Source organism: Kytococcus sedentarius (assembly GCF_041937525.1).
Lineage (GTDB): Bacteria > Actinomycetota > Actinomycetes > Actinomycetales > Dermatophilaceae > Kytococcus > Kytococcus sedentarius_A.
Genome location: NZ_CP169391.1, coordinates 922,174 through 940,419, shown reverse-complemented (window position 1 = coordinate 940,419; position 18,246 = coordinate 922,174). Strand labels below are relative to the sequence as shown.

The 18,246-nt window shown below is 70.9% G+C and carries 14 protein-coding genes and 1 pseudogene; 11 read left to right on the top strand and 4 right to left on the bottom strand.

Annotated features, from left to right (window positions below; translation table 11 throughout):
• Nucleotides 1-45 precede the first annotated feature (45 nt).
• The 11 genes and pseudogenes from ACEY2A_RS04360 to aroB all read left to right on the top strand — a co-directional run bounded on the left by ACEY2A_RS04360 (nucleotide 46) and on the right by aroB (nucleotide 13,846).
• Entirely contained in the window at nucleotides 46-1,944 is a 1,899-nt protein-coding gene (locus ACEY2A_RS04360; RefSeq protein ID WP_374929652.1) for an ABC transporter substrate-binding protein, read from the top strand.
• Nucleotides 1,945-2,103: 159 nt separating this feature from the next.
• Nucleotides 2,104-3,099: an ABC transporter permease gene (locus ACEY2A_RS04355; RefSeq protein ID WP_374929651.1), complete on the top strand. Its 996-nt coding sequence runs from the start codon at nucleotides 2,104-2,106 to the stop codon at nucleotides 3,097-3,099.
• A 47-nt stretch (nucleotides 3,100-3,146) separates the two neighbouring features.
• Nucleotides 3,147-4,241 carry an ABC transporter ATP-binding protein gene (locus ACEY2A_RS04350; protein ID WP_374929650.1) on the top strand — a complete coding sequence of 365 codons (1,095 nt, stop codon included), beginning with the start codon at nucleotides 3,147-3,149 and terminating at the stop codon, nucleotides 4,239-4,241.
• Nucleotides 4,238-5,305: an ABC transporter ATP-binding protein gene (locus ACEY2A_RS04345; RefSeq protein ID WP_374929649.1), complete on the top strand. Its 1,068-nt coding sequence runs from the start codon at nucleotides 4,238-4,240 to the stop codon at nucleotides 5,303-5,305. Before ACEY2A_RS04350 ends, ACEY2A_RS04345 begins: the two co-directional genes overlap by 4 nt.
• Nucleotides 5,306-5,401: 96 nt before the next feature.
• On the top strand, nucleotides 5,402-8,083 hold the full coding sequence (alaS, locus tag ACEY2A_RS04340) for an alanine--tRNA ligase (protein ID WP_374929648.1): 2,682 nt from the start codon (nucleotides 5,402-5,404) through the stop codon (nucleotides 8,081-8,083).
• Nucleotides 8,084-8,090: 7 nt separating this feature from the next.
• Nucleotides 8,091-8,636 (top strand): Holliday junction resolvase RuvX, encoded by a 546-nt coding sequence (gene ruvX, locus ACEY2A_RS04335; protein ID WP_374929647.1) that lies wholly within the window; start codon nucleotides 8,091-8,093, stop codon nucleotides 8,634-8,636.
• A 29-nt stretch (nucleotides 8,637-8,665) separates the two neighbouring features.
• Nucleotides 8,666-9,772 carry an endolytic transglycosylase MltG gene (mltG, locus tag ACEY2A_RS04330; RefSeq protein WP_374929646.1) on the top strand — a complete coding sequence of 369 codons (1,107 nt, stop codon included), beginning with the start codon at nucleotides 8,666-8,668 and terminating at the stop codon, nucleotides 9,770-9,772.
• A 35-nt stretch (nucleotides 9,773-9,807) separates the two neighbouring features.
• Nucleotides 9,808-10,698, top strand: a complete 891-nt coding sequence (locus ACEY2A_RS04325; protein WP_374929645.1) for a shikimate dehydrogenase family protein — start codon at nucleotides 9,808-9,810, stop codon at nucleotides 10,696-10,698.
• 2 nt (nucleotides 10,699-10,700) lie between these two features.
• Nucleotides 10,701-11,939, top strand: a complete 1,239-nt coding sequence (aroC, locus tag ACEY2A_RS04320) for a chorismate synthase (RefSeq protein WP_374929644.1) — start codon at nucleotides 10,701-10,703, stop codon at nucleotides 11,937-11,939.
• Nucleotides 11,936-12,646 (top strand): annotated as a pseudogene (locus tag ACEY2A_RS04315) (shikimate kinase); the annotation flags it as partial. The gene aroC and the pseudogene ACEY2A_RS04315, both read left to right, overlap by 4 nt.
• Nucleotides 12,641-13,846 (top strand): 3-dehydroquinate synthase, encoded by a 1,206-nt coding sequence (gene aroB / locus ACEY2A_RS04310; protein WP_374929970.1) that lies wholly within the window; start codon nucleotides 12,641-12,643, stop codon nucleotides 13,844-13,846. The pseudogene ACEY2A_RS04315 and the gene aroB, both read left to right, overlap by 6 nt.
• Nucleotides 13,847-13,938: 92 nt before the next feature.
• On the opposite strand, the gene ACEY2A_RS04305 is transcribed toward aroB, so the two are convergent.
• The 4 genes from ACEY2A_RS04305 to ACEY2A_RS04290 are packed head-to-tail and all read right to left on the bottom strand — an operon-like array spanning nucleotide 13,939 to nucleotide 18,157.
• Nucleotides 13,939-15,192 carry an ABC transporter ATP-binding protein gene (locus tag ACEY2A_RS04305; protein ID WP_374929643.1) on the bottom strand — a complete coding sequence of 418 codons (1,254 nt, stop codon included), beginning with the start codon at nucleotides 15,190-15,192 and terminating at the stop codon, nucleotides 13,939-13,941.
• On the bottom strand, nucleotides 15,167-16,240 hold the full coding sequence (locus tag ACEY2A_RS04300) for an ABC transporter ATP-binding protein (RefSeq protein WP_374929642.1): 1,074 nt from the start codon (nucleotides 16,238-16,240) through the stop codon (nucleotides 15,167-15,169). Before ACEY2A_RS04300 ends, ACEY2A_RS04305 begins: the two co-directional genes overlap by 26 nt.
• Nucleotides 16,241-16,251: 11 nt before the next feature.
• Nucleotides 16,252-17,238 carry an ABC transporter permease gene (locus ACEY2A_RS04295; RefSeq protein ID WP_374929641.1) on the bottom strand — a complete coding sequence of 329 codons (987 nt, stop codon included), beginning with the start codon at nucleotides 17,236-17,238 and terminating at the stop codon, nucleotides 16,252-16,254.
• Nucleotides 17,231-18,157 carry an ABC transporter permease gene (locus ACEY2A_RS04290; RefSeq protein WP_374929640.1) on the bottom strand — a complete coding sequence of 309 codons (927 nt, stop codon included), beginning with the start codon at nucleotides 18,155-18,157 and terminating at the stop codon, nucleotides 17,231-17,233. The genes ACEY2A_RS04295 and ACEY2A_RS04290 overlap by 8 nt, the downstream gene beginning before the upstream one ends.
• Nucleotides 18,158-18,246 lie beyond the last annotated feature (89 nt).

The window sequence follows — 18,246 nt, the reverse complement described above, 5'->3', positions numbered from 1 at the left end:
ACACGTCCCCGGAGTCACCGGGGCGCTCAGAAGGAGAATCCCATCATGCGACTGACCAAGTTCGCAGCCGTCGCGGCCGCCGGCTCCCTCACCCTCGCGGCCTGCGGTGGCGACAGCCCGGCAGAGAACAACAACGAGAGCTCCGGAGGCGGCGAGACCACCTCCTCCGAGGAGACCTCCGGGGGTGACGAGTCCGCCTCCGGTGACGAGTCGGCCTCTGGTGACGAGTCGGCTTCCGGTGACGAGTCCGCGTCCGGTGACGAGTCCGCCTCCGGTGGCGGGGAGTCCCCCTCCGGTGACGGCGGCGGCAAGCAGGAGGCCTCCGCGGGTATGGACCCCGAGGCCACCGGCCCGGCCAAGGAGGTCGAGGGCGCCAAGACCGGCGGTACCCTGCAGGTGCTCTCCCCCGGGTCCCCCACCACCTTCGACCCCTCGGCGCAGTTCTACCAGGACGTCAACGCGATCCTGAACCTCACGACGCGTCGCCTGACCCAGTACCGCACGAACGCCGACGGCACCTCCGAGCTGGTCCCCGACCTGGCCACCGACCTGGGCCAGGTGTCCGAGGACGGTCTGACCTGGACCTTCACGCTGAAGGACGACCTCAAGTACGAGGACGGCTCGCCCATCACCGCCGAGGACGTGGCCTACGGCATCAAGCGTTCCTTCGCCGTCGACGAGCTGCCCGGTGGCCCGACCTACCAGATGGACTACCTGAAGGACGGCGACAAGTACAAGGGTCCCTACCAGGACGGCGAGGAGTTCGCCGGTGTGAAGGCGGTGGACGAGAAGACCATCGAGATCCACCTGCGCCAGGAGTGGCCGACCCTGCCGTACTTCGCCTCCTTCACGCAGATGAGCCCCATCCCCAAGGACAAGGACACCAAGGAGGAGTACGGCAACAAGCCGCTGGCCACCGGTCCGTACAAGTTCGAGGAGTACCAGCAGGGCGCCAAGCTGGTGCTGGCCAAGAACGACCAGTGGAACGCCGACAGCGACCCGGCCCGTCACCAGTTCCCGGACAAGATCGAGTTCACCTTCGGTGGTGACTTCGACGCCCAGGGCCAGCAGATCGCAGCCAGCAACGGTCCCGACCAGTTCGCCATGAGCTACTCCGGCGTCCCCGGTGGTGTGGCCCAGCAGTTCCAGGGTGAGCTCAAGGACCGGCTCGCGACCAACGCCGGCCCCTGTGTCTCCTACGTCTCCATGGACACCCGCAAGATCCCGCTGGAGGTCCGCAAGGCGATCGCGGCGGCGTGGCCGTACGACCAGATCCGCAAGGCCGGTGGCGCCACCGAGCTGGACTACAGCCCGGCGATCAGCTACATGTCCACCTCGGTGGCGGGCTTCGAGCCCGAGGCCAGCGAGAACCTGCCTGGCGAGGGCAGCGGTGACCCGGAGGCGGCCAAGAAGATGCTGGCCGACGCGGGCGAGGAGGGCTTCGAGCTCTCCTGGTACTACTCCGTCGACAACCCGGTGGCCCAGAAGACCAACGCCGCGCGCAAGCAGGCGCTGGAGGCCGCAGGCTTCACGGTCAAGGACCAGGGTGTGCCGCGCGCCGAGATCCGTGAGCTGATCCAGGCCGCCGACGCCGAGACCAACATGATGATGGGCCCGGCCGGTTGGTGCTACGACTGGCCGCAGGGTGACGCCGTGTACCCGGCCATCTTCCTGGGCTCGGTGCAGGAGTCCGGCCACGCTGTCGGCTTCCTCGCCGAGGACAAGGTCGACGAGGAGATCAACCGCATCCGGGCCCTGCCGTCCGAGGAGCAGGGTGCGGAGTGGACCAAGTTCGACAAGATGCTCCGCGACGAGTACCTGCCGGCCATCCCGACCGACGAGGGCAAGTCGACGGCGATCTTCGGCACCAAGGTGCACAACGTGCTGCTCGACCCCAACCTGGGCATGCCGGACATGGCCGGCATCTGGGTCGACGGCGAGTGATCACCAGGTCGGGGGTTGTCCCACGGGAGAACCCCTGACCGGTGGCTGACCGCCACACCACGGGTGGCAGGACCTTGGTCCTGCCACCCGTCCGGTGGGCCGCTCCGGCCCCCGCCGCTTGTTCCCGTACCACCCATCACCATCGTTCAGGAGTTCTGGGTGCTCGTCTACATCCTGCGCCGTCTGGCCATCTCGGTCGCCGTGCTCTTCACGGTCATCCTCATCACCTTCGTGGTCTTCTTCATGGGTCCCAGCGATCCCGCGGGGGCCATCTGTGGTGACTCGCCGTCGTGCACGCCCGAGCGGGTCGACCAGATCGCCGAGGCCCTCGGGCTCAACGTGCCCATGCACCAGCAGTTCACTGACTTCGTCGGCGGCATCTTCATGGGGCGGGAGATCACCAACGGTGCCTTCGTCAAGGTGTGCGAGGCCCCCTGCCTGGGCTGGAGCTACTACCGCAACGCGCCGGTGACCGAGCTCGTGCTGGACGCCTTCCCGGTCACGGCCTCGCTGGTCTTCGGCGGCATGGTCGTGTACGTCATCCTCGCGCTGATCGCCGGTGTGGTGTCCGCCAAGTTCCGCGGTTCGGCCCTCGACCGCGTCATCGTGGGTGGCAGCCAGTTCATCAGCTCCATTCCCTACTACGTGTGCGCGCTGATCTTCTTCCTGTACGCCATGGTCTTCACCGGCATCGTGCCCCGCGCCGAGTGGCACAAGCCCTGGGAGGACCCGGTGGCCTGGGCCATGGGCCTGCTGGGTGTGTGGCTCTTCTACGGCGCCTGGGCATCGGCGAGCTACATCCGGTACGTGCGCGCCTCCATGATCGACGTGCAGAACTCCGACTACGTCCGCACGGCCCGCGCGAAGGGGCTGAGCGAGACCGCTGTCAGCTACAAGCACGGCCTGCGCGCGGCCATCGCCCCGTTCGTCACCCTCGTGGGCATGTCGGTGGCCACCGAGCTCATGGGCGCCATCTTCACCGAGACGATCTTCGGCCTGCCCGGCATGGGCAAGCTCGCCATCGACTCCTTCCGGCAGGACGACCTGCCGGTGATCGCCGGCACCGTGATGCTGGGCGCCGTGCTGGTCACGCTGGGCAACCTGATCGTGGATCTGCTCTACAGCGTCATCGACCCGCGCGTCCGGCTGCAGTGAGCACCGTGAGCACCGAGACCAGCCCGCCGCGACCCGAGGACCCCACCATGACTGACATGCACCCCACTCCCGAGGACCCGCACGCGATCTTCGCCCGCCCCGACCTGGGGCAGCCGCTGCTCAGCGTTCGAGACCTGAAGGTCGCCTTCCCCACCGAGGACGGCCTCGTACGCGCCGTGAACGGTCTGAGCTACGACGTCCACCCCGGCCGCACGCTGGCGGTGGTGGGCGAGTCCGGTTCGGGAAAGTCCGTCTCCACCATGGCCGTGATGGGCCTGCACGACCCCAAGCGCACCCGCATGTCGGGCTCCATCCAGCTGGACGGCCGCGAGCTCGTGGGGGCGAGCCAGTCCCAGTTCCGCAAGGTCCGCGGCAACGTGGCCGCCATGATCTTCCAGGACGCGCAGTCCTCGTTGCACCCCTACAAGCGGGTGGGCGACCAGATCGTCGAGGCCTACCGCGTGCACCACAACGTCTCGCGGTCCAAGGCCATGGCCCGCGCCGTGGAGATGCTCGACCGGGTGGGCATCCCCAACCCGCAGAAGCGCGCCAAGCAGTACCCCTTCGAGTTCTCCGGCGGCATGCGCCAGCGCGCCATGATCGCCCTCGGCCTGGTGAACGACCCCAAGCTGCTCATCGCCGACGAGCCCACCACCGCCCTGGACGTCACCGTGCAGGCCGGCATCCTGGACCTGTTGCGTGAGCTGCAGAAGGAGTTCGGCTCGGCCATCATCCTCATCACGCACGACCTGGCGGTGGTGGCCGAGGTGGCCCACGACACGCTGGTCATGTACGCCGGCCGGGGGGTGGAGCGCGGCACCACCACCGAGGTGCTCGCAGACCCCCGCCACCCGTACACGCGCGGGCTGCTGGGCTCGGTGCCCAGCATCAGCGAGACCGTGGGGGAGGAGCTGCGCCCCATCAAGGGGGCCCCGCCCAGCCTCACGCAGCTGCCCAGCGGCTGCTCGTTCAACCCGCGCTGCGAGTTCGCCGCCCAGGTGCCCGGCGACCTGTGCCGTACCGAGGTGCCCGGCCTGACCGTTCCGCCCGGTACCGAGCGCCGCCTGGTGCGCTGCCACCTGTCCGCGCTGGGCGTGGACATCTCCGAAACCACCCCCACCCCCCAGGAGTCCCTGCGATGAGCACCCGCCTCGGCGACGACGTCGTCGTCCACCCGCGCCGGAGCACGGCCGACCGGGAGATCCTGCTGGAGGTCAACGACCTGACCAAGCACTTCCCGATCACCGAGTACAACGGACTCCTCCCCACCAAGAAGACCGTGAAGGCGGTCGATGGGGTGAGCTTCGACCTGGCAGCGGGGGAGACCCTGGGCCTGGTGGGTGAGTCCGGTTGTGGCAAGACCACCACCGGTCGCCTCGTGACCCGCCTGGAGCAGCCGACCTCCGGCCAGATCGTGTTCGAGGGGCAGGACATCGCGCAGTACCCCGAGGGCAAGCTGCGCCCCCTGCGCCGCGACATCCAGATGATCTTCCAGGACCCGTACTCGTCCCTGAACCCCCGCTACACGGTGGGCAACATCATCGCCACCCCCATCCGGGTGCACAAGCTGATGCCGGCCAACAAGGTCAAGGGGCGTGTGCAGGAGCTGCTGGAGCTGGTGGGTCTGAACCCCGAGCACATCAACCGGTATCCCAACGAGTTCTCCGGCGGTCAGCGCCAGCGCATCGGCATCGCCCGCGCCCTGGCGGTGGAGCCGCGGGTGATCGTGGCCGACGAGCCGGTGTCCGCCCTGGACGTCTCCATCCAGGCCCAGGTGATGAACCTGATGGAGCGCCTGCGCCGCGAGTTCAACCTGGCCTTCGTGTTCGTGGCCCACGACCTGGGCGTCGTGCGGCACTTCTGCGACCGCGTGGCCGTGATGTACCTGGGCCGCATCGTGGAGATCGGGGACCGCGACCAGATCTACGGCAACCCGCTGCACCCCTACACCCAGGCGCTGCTCTCGGCTGCACCGGACATCAACGTGGTGCGGGGCATGGCCCGTCAGGAGCGGATCCGTCTGGAGGGTGACGTGCCCAGCCCCATCGACCCCCCGAGCGGCTGCACCTTCCGTACCCGCTGCTGGAAGGCCCAGGACGTCTGCGCCGAGAGCCGCCCCCCGCTGGAGGTCAAGGACGGGGCGGTCGGGCACGAGGCCGCGTGCTTCTTCCCCGAGGCCCGCACCATCACCACCGGGGCCGCCTGAGAACCTCGCGATATCCTGCACCGTCGGCCTCCTGCGGGGTCGACGGTGCAGTCGTGTGCACACCTGCCGAACTCGTCCCCATGATCAGGAGCTGTGATGGAAACCGCTGAGATCCGCCGACGGTGGCTTGCCTACTTCGAGGGCAAGGACCACGCCGTGGTGCCCAGCGCCCCCTTGATCCACGACGACCCGAACCTGCTGTTCGTGAACGCCGGCATGGTGCCCTTCAAGCCCTACCTGCTGGGTCAGCAGACCCCGCCGTGGCAGCGCGCCACGAGCGTGCAGAAGTGCGTGCGCACCGGTGACATCGAGGAGGTGGGCAAGACCTCCCGCCACGGCACCTTCTTCCAGATGAACGGCAACTTCTCGTTCGGCGACTACTTCAAGGCCGGGGCCATCTCCATGGCCTGGGAGTTCCTCACCACCCCGGAGTCCGCCGGTGGCCTGGGCCTGCGCAAGGACGACCTGTGGGCCACCGTCTACAACGACGACGACGAGGCCTTCGACCTCTGGCTGGAGCTCACCGACCTGCCCGCCGAGCGCATCGTCCGCCGCGACGAGGAGGACAACTACTGGAGCATGGGTGTGCCCGGCCCCGGTGGCCCCAGCTCGGAGATCTTCCTGGACCGCGGCGCCGAGTACGGCCGCGACGGGGGCCCGGCGGTGGACGAGGACCGGTTCATGGAGATCTGGAACCTGGTCTTCATGCAGCACGAGCTCTCCGCCGTGCGCTCCAAGTCCGACTTCGACATCTCCGGCAACCTGCCGCAGCAGAACATCGACACCGGCATGGGCCTGGAGCGCATCGCCTCCGTGCTGCAGGGCGTGGACAACCTGTACGAGATCGACCAGGTCTTCCCGGTGCTCGACCGCGCCGCGGAGATGGCCGGTGTGGAGTACGGGGCCAGCTCGGGCCACATCGCGGCCGAGAGCCACCCGCACGACGTGCACCTGCGCGTGGTGGCCGACCACGTGCGCTCCGGTCTGATGCTCATCGGTGACGGCGTGGTGCCCGGCAACGAGGGCCGCGGCTACGTGCTGCGTCGCATGCTCCGCCGCGCCGTGCGCTCCATGCGGCTGCTGGGCGTGCAGGACCCGGCGCTGCCGGAGCTGCTGCCCATCTCCCGTGACCTGATGGGGGAGTCCTACCCCGAGCTGGTCTCCGGCTGGGACCGCATCAGCCAGATCGCCTACGCCGAGGAGGATGCCTTCCGTCGCACGCTGGAGGCGGGCACCACCATCTTCGACGTGGCCGCGGGCCAGACCAAGGAGGCCGGCAAGAAGGTCTTCCCCGGCGACAAGGCCTTCGCGCTGCACGACACCTACGGCTTCCCGATCGACCTGACCCTGGAGATGGCGTCCGAGCAGGGGCTCGAGGTGGACGAGGCCGGCTTCCGCGGTCTGATGACCGAGCAGCGCGAGCGGGCCAAGGCCGACGCCCGCGCCAAGAAGTCCGGCCACGCCAACACCGAGGTGTGGCGTGAGCTGCGCGGGCTGGGCGCCACCGACTGGCGCGCCTACACCGACCTGGCCACCGACGCCCGGGTGGTGGGTCTGGTGCGCGAGGGCGAGCGCGTGCCCTCCCTGGCGGAGGGTGAGACCGGCCAGGTGGTGCTGGACACCACGAGCTTCTACGCCGAGTCCGGTGGCCAGGTGGCCGACTCCGGCATCATCACCCTCGATGGCGCGCGCCTCGAGGTGGTGGACGTGCAGCGCCCCGTGAAGGGCCTGGTGGCCCACACGGTGCGCGTGGCGCAGGGTGAGGTGACCGAGGGCGCGGACGCCCGCGCCGAGGTGGACCCCACCTGGCGCCTGGAGGCCGCGCAGGCCCACTCGGGCACCCACGTGGTGCACGCCGCGCTGCGGCAGGTGCTGGGCCCCTCCGCCCTGCAGTCCGGCTCGTACAACAAGCCCGGCTACCTGCGCCTCGACTTCGCGTGGAACGGCGCCCTCGATGCGGCGACCCGCAGCGAGCTGGAGGAGGTCGCCAACCTCGCCGTGCGCGACGACCTGCCGGTCTCCGCGCACTGGATGAGCCTGCCCGCCGCCCGCGAGTGGGGCGCGTTGGCCCTGTTCGGTGAGACCTACGACGAGGACGTGCGCGTCATCGAGATCGGGGGCCCCTGGTCGCGTGAGCTCTGTGGTGGCACGCACGTGCAGCACTCGAGCCAGATCGGCGCCCTCACGCTCACCGGCGAGTCGTCGGTGGGCTCGGGCTCGCGCCGCCTGGAGGCCTTCGTGGGGCTGAACGCGCTGCGCCACCTGGCCACCGAGCGGGCCCTGGTGGCCGAGCTCAGCACCATCGCCGGTGTGCAGCCCACCGAGCTGCGCGACAAGGTGTCGCAGCTGGTGGCCCGCCTCAAGGAGACCGAGCGCGAGATCACCGCCATGAAGCGCCAGCAGGCCCAGGGCGCCACCGCCGGTCTGGTGGACGAGGCCGAGCAGGTGGGCGGCATCCAGCTGGTCACCAAGGAGCTGCCCGAGGTCGATGGGGGTGAGCTCCGTTCCGTGGCCACCGACGTCCGCGGCCGCTTCGGTGAGAGCGCGGCCGCCGTGGCGCTGGTCTCCACGGCCGGCGCCAAGCCGGTGGTCGTGGTGGCCACCACGCAGGCCGCCCGCGATGCCGGTGTGAAGGCCGGTGCGCTGGTGAAGGCTGCGGCCACCGCCCTCGGTGGCGGCGGTGGCGGCAAGGACGACCTCGCGCAGGGCGGTGGCCAGGACAACGCCAAGGCCGGCGAGGCCCTGGCGGCCATCCGTGCCGCGGTGGCGAACGCCTGACCGCATCGTGAACAGCGCCCCGGAGCACCCCGGCCACGCCGGGCAGGAGCACTCGCCCCTGCCCGGCGTGGTCTGGGGCGTCGACGTGGGCCTGGCCCGCGTGGGCGTGGCGCGCTGCGACCCGCAGGGCGTGCTGGCCACCCCCGTGGAGACGGTGTCAGTGGGCGAGGGGCAGGCGGCCCTGGACCGGGTGCTGGGACTGGTCCGCGAGGACGAGCGGTCCACCGGGGTGGTGGTAGGCCTGCCGCGCCACCTGGACGGCCACGAGAGCACCTCGGCCGCCGAGGCGCGCCGGTGGGCCAAGCACCTGGCGGCCGCCCTCGGGCCGGCGGTGCGGGTGTGGCTGGTCGACGAGCGCATGAGCACCGTGGCCGCCAGCCGCGGCATGCGCCAGGCGGGCGTGCGCGCCAAGGAGCAGCGCGACCGCATCGACCAGGCCGCCGCGGTGGAGATCCTGCAGATGTCCCTCGATGCGTGGCGTGGGGGATCTAGAATCGGTGAGCTGGTCCCCGGGCGCAAACCGCGCCGTCGAGCGGCTGGCAACACCCCGTGAGCACCCCCGGACGACAGGAGCCGTCGCGCATGGCAGAGCACCGCCGCAGCAGCCGTCTGCGTCGCACGGCGCCGCCCCGCCCTCCGCGCGCCCAGGTGGCCGCGGTGATGGTGGGCGCCCTGGCCCTGACCGGGGTGGGCTCGGCCCTCACCTGGGACACTCTGGCACCGGCGCTCTCCGCGGTGGCCATCCCGGACCTGGGCAGTCACCCGGATCACGAGGGGGAGGGGCACGGGGAGAAGCTGGTCAAGGTGCCGGACGGCTCCAGCGGTTTCGACGTGGGGCGGATCCTGGCCGAGGAGGACGTGGTGGCCTCCGCCGCGGCGTTCAACGAGCTCGCGCGACTGGAGCCCCGCATCGAGCGACTGCAGCCCGGCACGTACGTGCTGCGCAACGAGATGAGCTCCGTGGCCGCCATCGAGGCGCTGCTGGACGAGGGCAACCTGCGCGTCGACAAGGTGACCGTGCCCGAGGGGCTGTGGGTGGACGAGACCTTCGACCGCCTGGCGAAGGGCACCGACGTGCCCCGCGAGGACTACGACGCGCTGACGCCACAGGACGTGGGGCTGCCCCAGGAGGCCGGCGGGAAGTTCGAGGGATGGCTCTTCCCCTCCACCTACAACTTCGACATCGATGACGACGCGCGCACCCAGGTGCGCAAGATGGTGGAGCAGACCCAGACCGAGCTGCGCCGCGAGGAGGTGGCGCGGGACGAGTGGCAGCGGATGCTGACCGTCGCCTCCATCGTGGAGGCCGAGAGCTCGGGGCAGGCCGACCGCGGCAAGGTGGCCTCGGTGGTCTACAACCGCCTGGACACCGACATGGAGCTGGGGATGGACTCCACCATCCACTTCATCCACCAGGAGCGCGGGCGCGCGGCCACCAGCTCCGAGCAGCGCAAGGCCGACAGCCCGTACAACACCTACGAGCGCACCGGGCTGCCCCCGGGCCCCATCAACAGCCCGGGCCGCGCTGCCCTGGACGCGGCGGTGGACCCGGACGACACCGACTTCCTGTACTTCGTGGCCGTGAACCCGCTGACCGGTGAGACCAAGTTCTCGCAGACCTTCGGTGAGCACCAGCGCTACGTGTCCATGTTCAACCGCTGGTGCCAGCAGAACGAGGACATGTGCTGAGCCGGCCACGGGGGCGGGCGCCGCACGCGGTGGTGGTGGGTCACCCCATCGCGCACTCGATGTCGCCGGCGCTCCACCGGGCGGCCTGGGAGCAGCTCGGGCTCACCGGGGGGAGCTACGAGCGGGTGGAGGTCCCCGAGGGCGGGCTGGCGCGCGCCGTGGAGGAGCTGCACGGTGCCGGTGGTGTCAGGGCGCTCTCGGTGACCATGCCGCTGAAGGCCGAGGCCCTCGCGCTGGGGGTGGCGGGTGTGGGCGCGGATGAGGCGTCGCGCCGGGCGGGCGGTGCGAACACGCTGGTGTGGCACGACCTGGGCTGGTGGGCGGCCAACACGGACGTGCCCGCGCTGGAGCGGGTGATCGGTCGGAACCTGCCGGAGGGCCGCAGGGGGCCGGCGGTGCTGCTGGGTTCGGGGGCCACCGCGCGCTCGGCCCTGCTGGCCCTGCACCGCACGGGGGTGACGAAGCTGACCGTGGTGGTGCGTCGGGAGGTGCGCCCGGAGCTCCACACACTGGCCGACGAGCTGGGGGTGGGCCTGACCGTCGCCCGGCTGACGGGCCTGGACGGGCTGCTGCGGGGGGCCGCTGGTGACGGCCCGCGCCAGGGGACTGCCGCCCCGCTGCTCGAGGGGACCTCCGCCCCGCTGCTCGTGGTGAACACCCTGCCGGCAGGGTGGTGGGAGACCCTGCCCGCGCCCGCCTGGGGACAGGAGGGTGCCGGCCTGGTGTGGGTGGACGCGCAGTACGCGGACTGGCCGCACCCCTGGGCGGCCGCGGCCGAGGGATCCGGCGCGCGGGTGGTCAGTGGGCTGCACATGCTCGTGGAGCAGGCGGTGGACCAGGTGGAGCTCATGACCGGCCACCGCCCCACCGCCGAGGGGACCGCCGGGGGGTTGCCGGCGGAGCTGCGGGCGCTGCATAGGCTGTGACCATGCTGAGGTGGTTGACGGCCGGAGAGTCGCACGGAGAAGCCCTGACCGGTGTGCTGGAGGGGGTGCCCGCGGGCGTGCCGGTGACCACCGGTGACCTCGCCGACGCGCTGGCGCGCCGCCGCCTGGGGTACGGCCGCGGGGCGCGCATGTCCTTCGAGGCCGACCGGGTCACCCTCATCGGGGGCGTGCGCCACGGGGTGACGATGGGGTCGCCGGTGGCCCTCCGCATCGACAACACCGAGTGGCCCAAGTGGGAGGCCGTCATGTCGGCCGACCCGGTGCCCGCCGAGGCGCTGCAGGTCGATGCGGGGCGCGGCGACGCCCGCGAGGTGGCCCGCAACCGTCCCCTCACCCGGCCGCGACCGGGGCACGCCGACCTGGCGGGCATGCAGAAGTACGGGCTCGACGAGGCGCGGCCCGTGCTGGAGCGGGCCAGTGCCCGGGAGACCGCGGCGCGGGTGGCCCTGGGGGAGGTGGCCCGGAAGGCCCTGGGCGTCCTGGGCATCCGGCTGGGAAGCCACGTGGTGGCCCTCGGCGCCGTGCACCTGCCCGGTGGCTCGCTGGACCGGCAGGGCCTGGGTGAGCTGACCAGCGCCGAGGGGCGCGCCCGCATCGATGCCGACCCGGTGCGCTGTGGCGACCCGGACACGTCCGCCGCGATGGTGGAGCGCGTCGACGAGGCGAAGGCCGCCGGGGACACCCTCGGCGGTGTGGTGGAGGTCGTGGTCGACGGGCTGCCGCCGGGCCTCGGGTCGCACGTGCACGGTGACCGGCGCCTCGATGCCCAGCTGGCCGGGGCGCTGATGTCCATCCAGGCGATCAAGGGCGTGGAGTTCGGTGACGGCTTCGACGTGGCCGACCGCCCCGGCAGCGAGGCGCACGACGAGATGGAGTGGGTCGAGGGGGCCGTGCGCCGGGTGACCGACCGCTCGGGCGGCGTGGAGGGCGGCATGAGCACCGGCGAGCTGCTGCGGGTGCGGGCGGCCATGAAGCCCATCAGCACGGTGCCGCGGGCCCTGCGCACCGTGGACGTGGCCAGTGGCGAGGCGGCGACGGCACACCACCAGCGCTCCGACGTGTGCGCGGTCCCCGCCGCCGGGATCGTGGCCGAGGCCGAGGTGGCCCTGGTGCTGCTGCGTGCCGTGCTGGAGAAGTTCGGCGGCGACCACCTGGAGGACACCCGCGCGGCGATGGAGCACTACCGCGGGCGCGTGGCGCGCATGGGCGGCCGCGCGTGACCTCGTCCGAGGAGAACCGCCCCGGCACCCTCCACGCGGCGGTACGGGCTGCTCGCAACCGGGTGCGACGCCCGCTGGACGCGGTGCTGCCGTGGCCCGGCTGGCCGCGCAGCTTCGGGTGGTTCTCCTACGGTCCCGCGCAGCAGGCCGGCTGGCACCGCACCGGGCGCCTCCCGTGGCAGCGCGTGTACCTGGAGCCCACCCCGGCCGAGGTGGTGCTCATCGGGCCGCCCGGGGTGGGGAAGTCGACCGTGGGCGAGCTGCTGGCACGGCCGGACGGGCTGATCGACACCGACACCGTGGTGGCCGAGCGTGCCGGGTGCAGCATCCCGGAGCTGTTCGCGCGCGACGGGGAGGGACACTTCCGGGCCCTGGAGGCCGAGGTGGTCCGTGAGGCCGTCACCACCAACGGGGGCCTGGTGCGTCTGGGCGGTGTGGTGAGCCTGGGCGGCGGGGCCGTCATGACACCCGCAGTGCAGGAGGTGCTGCGCCAGCACGCCGCGCAGGGACGCGCCGTGGTCTGGCTGCAGGTGGACCCTGATGCGGTTCCCACGCGGCTGGGTGCCGGTGGACGGCCGCTGCTGGGGGAGGACCCGGACGGCGCCCTGCAGCGGTGGCGTGAGCTGGTGGCCGCGCGGGAGGAGACGTACGCGGCGCTGGCGACGCACGTCGTGGACACCACCGGCCGGCCGGCGCACGAGGTGGCCCGCATCGTCGCCCAGCGCGTGGGTGGGGGATCTCGCGGGCTCGATCCGGTGGGCAGCGGGGATGCCGGCCCCTGGCCCGTGACCCCGCGCACGGGGCTGCGGGTCTCGGTGGCCACCAGCGCCGGTGGGGACGCCTACCCGGTGACCATCGGGCACCGGGTGCTCGGCGAGCTGCCCGACCTGCTGCCGGCGACGGGATCGGTTCCCCACCGGGCGCTCGTCGTGCACCAGCCCGGTCTCGAGGGAACCGTGGAGCGCGTGACGGCGGCACTGGAGGCGATGGGCACCCAGGTGCGCGCTCACCGCATCGAGGCCGCCGAGGCGGGCAAGAGCCTGGCCGGCATCGAGGGCATCTGGGAGGCCTGCGCCGCCGCAGGACTGGACCGGCGCGACCTGCTGGTGGCCGTGGGCGGGGGAGCGGCCACGGACGTCACCGGCTTTGCGGCCGCCACCTGGATGCGGGGAGTCGACGTCGTCCACGTGCCCACCACGCTGCTGGCCATGGTGGACGCCTCGGTGGGCGGCAAGACCGGCATCAACACCGCCGCGGGCAAGAACCTGGTGGGCGCCTTCCACCAGCCGCGGGCGGTGGTGGCCGACCTGGACCTGCTGGACGGGCTGCCGGCGGTGGACGTCCGCGCTGGCCTGGCCGAGGTCATCAAGTGCGGGTACATCGACGCCGCCGAGGTGGACGGCTGGGAGATCCTGTCGCGGGTGCGCGAGGGGGCTCGGCTGGGCGACGACCCGCGCGCATGGCCCTTCCTCGCCGAGCTCGTGCAGCTCGCGCTGGCCGTCAAGGCGCGCGCCGTGGCCGCCGACACCCGCGAGGCGGGGGTGCGGGAGCACCTGAACTTCGGCCACACGCTGGCCCACGCGCTGGAGAAGGTGGAGGGCTACCGGCTGCGCCACGGCGATGCGGTGGCCATCGGCATGGTCTACGCCGCGGCGCTGGGTCAGGAGCTGGGCCTCGAGGGCGTGACCGCCGACGAGGTGGCCGAGCTGCTGGCCCGGACCGGGCTGCCCACGAGGTACGACGGGAACGCCGGCTGGGCCGAGGTGCGGGCCGCGATGGCGGGGGACAAGAAGGCCCGCGCCGGGACGCTGCGGTTCGTGCTGCTGGACGAGGTCTGCGAGCCGGTCACCCGCGAGGTCACCGACGAGGCGGCACTGGAGCGCGCGTGGGGGCGGGTCGCTGGCTGACGACGCGCGCCGGCTGACGGTCGGCCCTACGGCTGACGCGAGCGGGCCCGCCACCCCGGAAGGGTGACGGGCCCGCATCGTGTGTCGGCGCCTCAGCGCACGGCCTCCACGACCTGGCGCTCCTCGGAGAAGATGCACCGGCTGGGGTGGTCCGTGCCCTCACGGATCTCCAGCTGCGGGTCGCTCGTGGCGCACAGCTCCACGGCCTTCCAGCACCGGGTGCGGAAGCGACAGCCCGAGGGCGGGTTGGCCGGGGAGGGCACGTCGCCCTCCAGACGGATCTGGTCACGCTTTCCGCGCAGCTCCGGGTCCGGCACAGGCACCGCCGACAGCAGCGCCTGCGTGTAGGGGTGCACCGGACGGCCGTAGATCTGGTCCTCGTCGCCCAGCTCCACCATGCGGCCCAGGTACATCACGGCCACACGGTCGGAGATGTGGCGCACCACGGACAGGTCGTGGGCGATGAAGATGTAGGAGAGGCCCAGCTCGTCCTGCAGCTCCTCCATCAGGTTCACCACCTGCGCCTGCACCGAGACGTCCAGCGCCGAGACGGGCTCGTCGCAGACGATCACCTCGGGGTTCAGGGCCAGGCCGCGGGCGATGCCGATGCGCTGGCGCTGACCGCCGGAGAACTGGTGCGGGTAGCGGTTGATGTGCTCGGGGTTGAGGCCCACCAGGTCGATGAGCTCCTTCACCCGGGCGGTGCGCTTGCCGCGGTCCAGCACGTCGGTGTGGATGCGGAAGGGCTCGGCGATGATGTCGCCCACCGTCATGCGCGGGTTCAGTGAGGTGTACGGGTCCTGCAGCACCATCTGCACGTTGCGGCGCATCTCCCGGAACTCGCGCGAGTTCATGGAGGAGACGTCCTGGCCCTTGTAGAAGAGCTCACCCTCGGTGGGCTTCTCCAGGGACATGACGAGGCGGCCCAGGGTGGACTTGCCACAGCCGGACTCACCCACCACGCCGAGGGTCTCCCCGCGGTAGAGGTCGAAGTCCACGCCGTCCACGGCCCGCACGTGACCGTAGGTGCGCTTGAAGACACCCTTGGTCAGTGGGTAGTGGCGCTTCAGCCCACGGCCGCTGATGACGGGGGTCTCACCCAGGCGGTCCTTGCGGACACCCGTGGCCACGACCTCGTCGACCTGCGTCTCCACCGCACGGGCGGGGGTACCGGGGTTGTTCGGGTTCTCCGCGGAGTGGTCACGGTTCCAGTCGGCCTCCGTGGTGGTCCCCGCCGTCGTGGCGGTCACCGCGGTGGCGCCGACGTCACCGCGGCCGGTGCGGCCCGGGGTGCGGTCCGGCTGCGGGTCCTTGGCGTCCTCAGGACGCAACGCGCTGGCTCCCATCGAGCGTCTCCTTCCAGAAGTGGCACGCCGAGGCGCGGTCCGGGGCGAACTGCTCCAACGGCGGGCGGTCCGTGCGGCAGACGTCCTGCGCGTACGGGCACCGCGGGTTGAAGGCACAGCCCGGGGGGATGTTCGTGAGCATCGGAGGCAGTCCCTCGATGACGGTGAGCTTCTGGCCCTTCTGGTCCACGCGGGGGATCGAGGCCAGCAGCCGCTCGGTGTAGGGGTGGGCCGGGTTCCTGTACAGGTCCCGGGCCGGGGCCTGCTCCACGATGCGACCGGCGTACATCACGGCGATCTGGTCGGCGACGTCCGCCACCACGCCCAGGTCGTGCGTGATGAGGATCAGCCCCATGTTCATCTCCTGCTGGAGCTCTCCGAGGAGCTCCATCACCTGGGCCTGCACCGTCACGTCGAGCGCGGTGGTCGGCTCGTCGGCGATGAGCACCTCGGGGTCCAGGGCGATGGACATGGCGATCATGATGCGCTGGCGCATACCGCCGGAGAACTCGTGCGGGTAGTTGTTCACCCGCTCGCGGGCAGCGGGGATGCGCACGCGGTCCATGAGCTCGATGGCGCGCTCCGTGGCCTCCTTCTTGCCCATCTTGCGGTGCACGCGGAACATCTCCGCGATCTGCGCACCCACGGGGAAGACGGGGTTCAGGGCCGAGAGCGAGTCCTGGAAGATCATGGAGAGCTTCTCGCCGCGGTACAGGCGGCGCTCGGACTCCTTCATGGCCAGCAGGTCCTTGCCACGGAAGCGCACCTGGCCAGCGGTGATCTTGCCGGGGGGCGAGTCGAGGATGCCCATGACGGCCTGGGCCGTCACGGACTTGCCCGACCCGGACTCACCCAGCACGGCCAGGGTCTCACCGGCGCGCAGCGTGTAGTTCACGCCGTTCACGGCCTGGGCCACGCCGGCCTTGGTGCGGAACTCCACGTGGAGGTCCTCGACCTCCAGGAGCACCTCGCCCTTGGCGGCACGCTCGGTCGCGGGCTTTCCGCGGCCCCTCGTGCGGGAGGTCTGCGGGGGGTTGGTGTCAGTCATGTCGTTGCTCCTCATCGCAGCTTCGGGTCGAGGGCGTCACGGACGGCGTCACCGAGCAGCATGAAGCTGAGCACGCAGACCGAGAGGGCCAGCGAGGGCCAGAACATGATCATCGGGTGGGTGCGCAGCACGCGCTGGGCGTCGGAGATGTCGCCACCCCACGAGACCACCTCCGACGAGTCGAGCCCGATGCCGAGGTAGCTCAGCGTCGCCTCGGCGACGATGAACATGCCCAGCGAGATGGTCGCGATGACGATCACCGGCGCGATGGCGTTCGGGATGATGTGGGTGGTGATGATGCGCCAGGTGCTGGCACCCATCGACCGCGCCGCTGTCACGTAGTCGGACTGCTTGGCCTGCAGCACCGACCCGCGCATGATGCGGGCGACGCTGGTCCAGCCGAAGACGATCAGCATGAGCGCCACGGTCGGGATGTTGCGCCCGAGCCAGCCCAGGCCGGGCAGGTCGATGTGGTCCACCATGGACATCACCACGATGCCGGCGAGCAGCAGCGGGATGGCGAGGAAGGTGTCCAGGATGCGGGAGAGCACCGCATCGATCCAGCCACCGAAGTAACCGGCCACGGCACCGATGGCGCCACCGAGAAGCACCACGCCGATGGTGGTGAGCACGCCCACCGCGATGGAGGCACGGGCACCGTGCACCACGCGGGCGAAGACGTCCTGGCCCTGCTGGTCGAAGCCCAGCGGGTGGCCGTCGCGGGGCGGCTCGAGGCTGTCCATGATGTTCTTCTGCATCGGGTCGACACTCGTGAAGATGCCGGGGAAGAGCGCCATCACGAGCATGAAGACCATCAGGATCGCACTGATGATGAACATCGGGTTGCGGATGAGGTCGGCCGCGGCGTCCTGCGCGAGGCTGCGGGGCCTGCCCACATTGGCATTCGGGTCGGTCGACGTCGGGTCGGCGGTCGCGTTCTCGTCGAAGTGGTGATCGACGGTCTCGATCTCTGCTTGGTAGCGAGCATTCTCAGTCAAGGCGGATCCTCGGGTCGAGCACGGCGTAGAGAAGGTCCACGAGCAGGTTGGCGATCAGGTACACGAAGATCAGCACGGTCACGAAGGACACGACGGTCGCGTTCTCACCGGCGCCGATGGCGCGGTAGATCTGGTTGCCGACACCCGGGACGTTGAAGATTCCCTCGGTCACGATGGCGCCGCCCATGAGGGCGCCCAGGTCGGTGCCGAGGAAGGTGACGACGGGGATCAAGGAGTTGCGCAGCAGGTGCACGCCGATGATGCGGTGCTTGGGCATGCCCTTGGCCAGGGCGGTCTTCACGTAGTCGGAGCTCTTGTTCTCCACGATCGAGGTGCGCATGAGGCGGGTGATGTAGGCCACCGACATCGCGGCCAACACGATGCCCGGGAGGAACAGGGCCGACCAGGAGGCGTCTCCACCAACGGTCGGGTCGAAGATCTCCCAACGCAGCCCGAGGTAGAACTGGGCCAGGAAGCCGAGGACGAACACCGGGATGGAGATGACCAGCAGCGTCAGCAGCAGGGCCGCGGTGTCCAGGAAGGTGCCGCGGTTCAGGCCGGCGATCAGGCCGACCGGGATGCCGATGAGGATCTCGAGGGCCCACGCGATCATGGCGAGCTTGATGGTGACCGGGAAGGTCTGCTTCATGACGTCGAGCACGGGCTGACCCTGGAAGGTCTCGCCGAAGTCCAGGGTCACGATGCCCTGGAGGTAGTAGCCGTACTGCACCAGCAGCGGCTTGTCGAGGTGGTGTTCCTCGTTGAACTTCTGGACGAACGCCGGGTCACAGGCACGGTCGCCACACAGCGCGGCGGCCGCGTCGCCTGGCAGGCCGTAGACCATGGCGTACAGCAGCAATGTCGCCAGGATGAACACGGGGATCATCTGGAGCAATCGCCGGAGCACATAGGTACCCACAACTTCTCCTCAAGTCTTGTGTGCACGGGTCAGGGATCGGGCCTCGCGGGTGGGCGGGGCCCACGTGCAACGACGGAACACTACAGGCA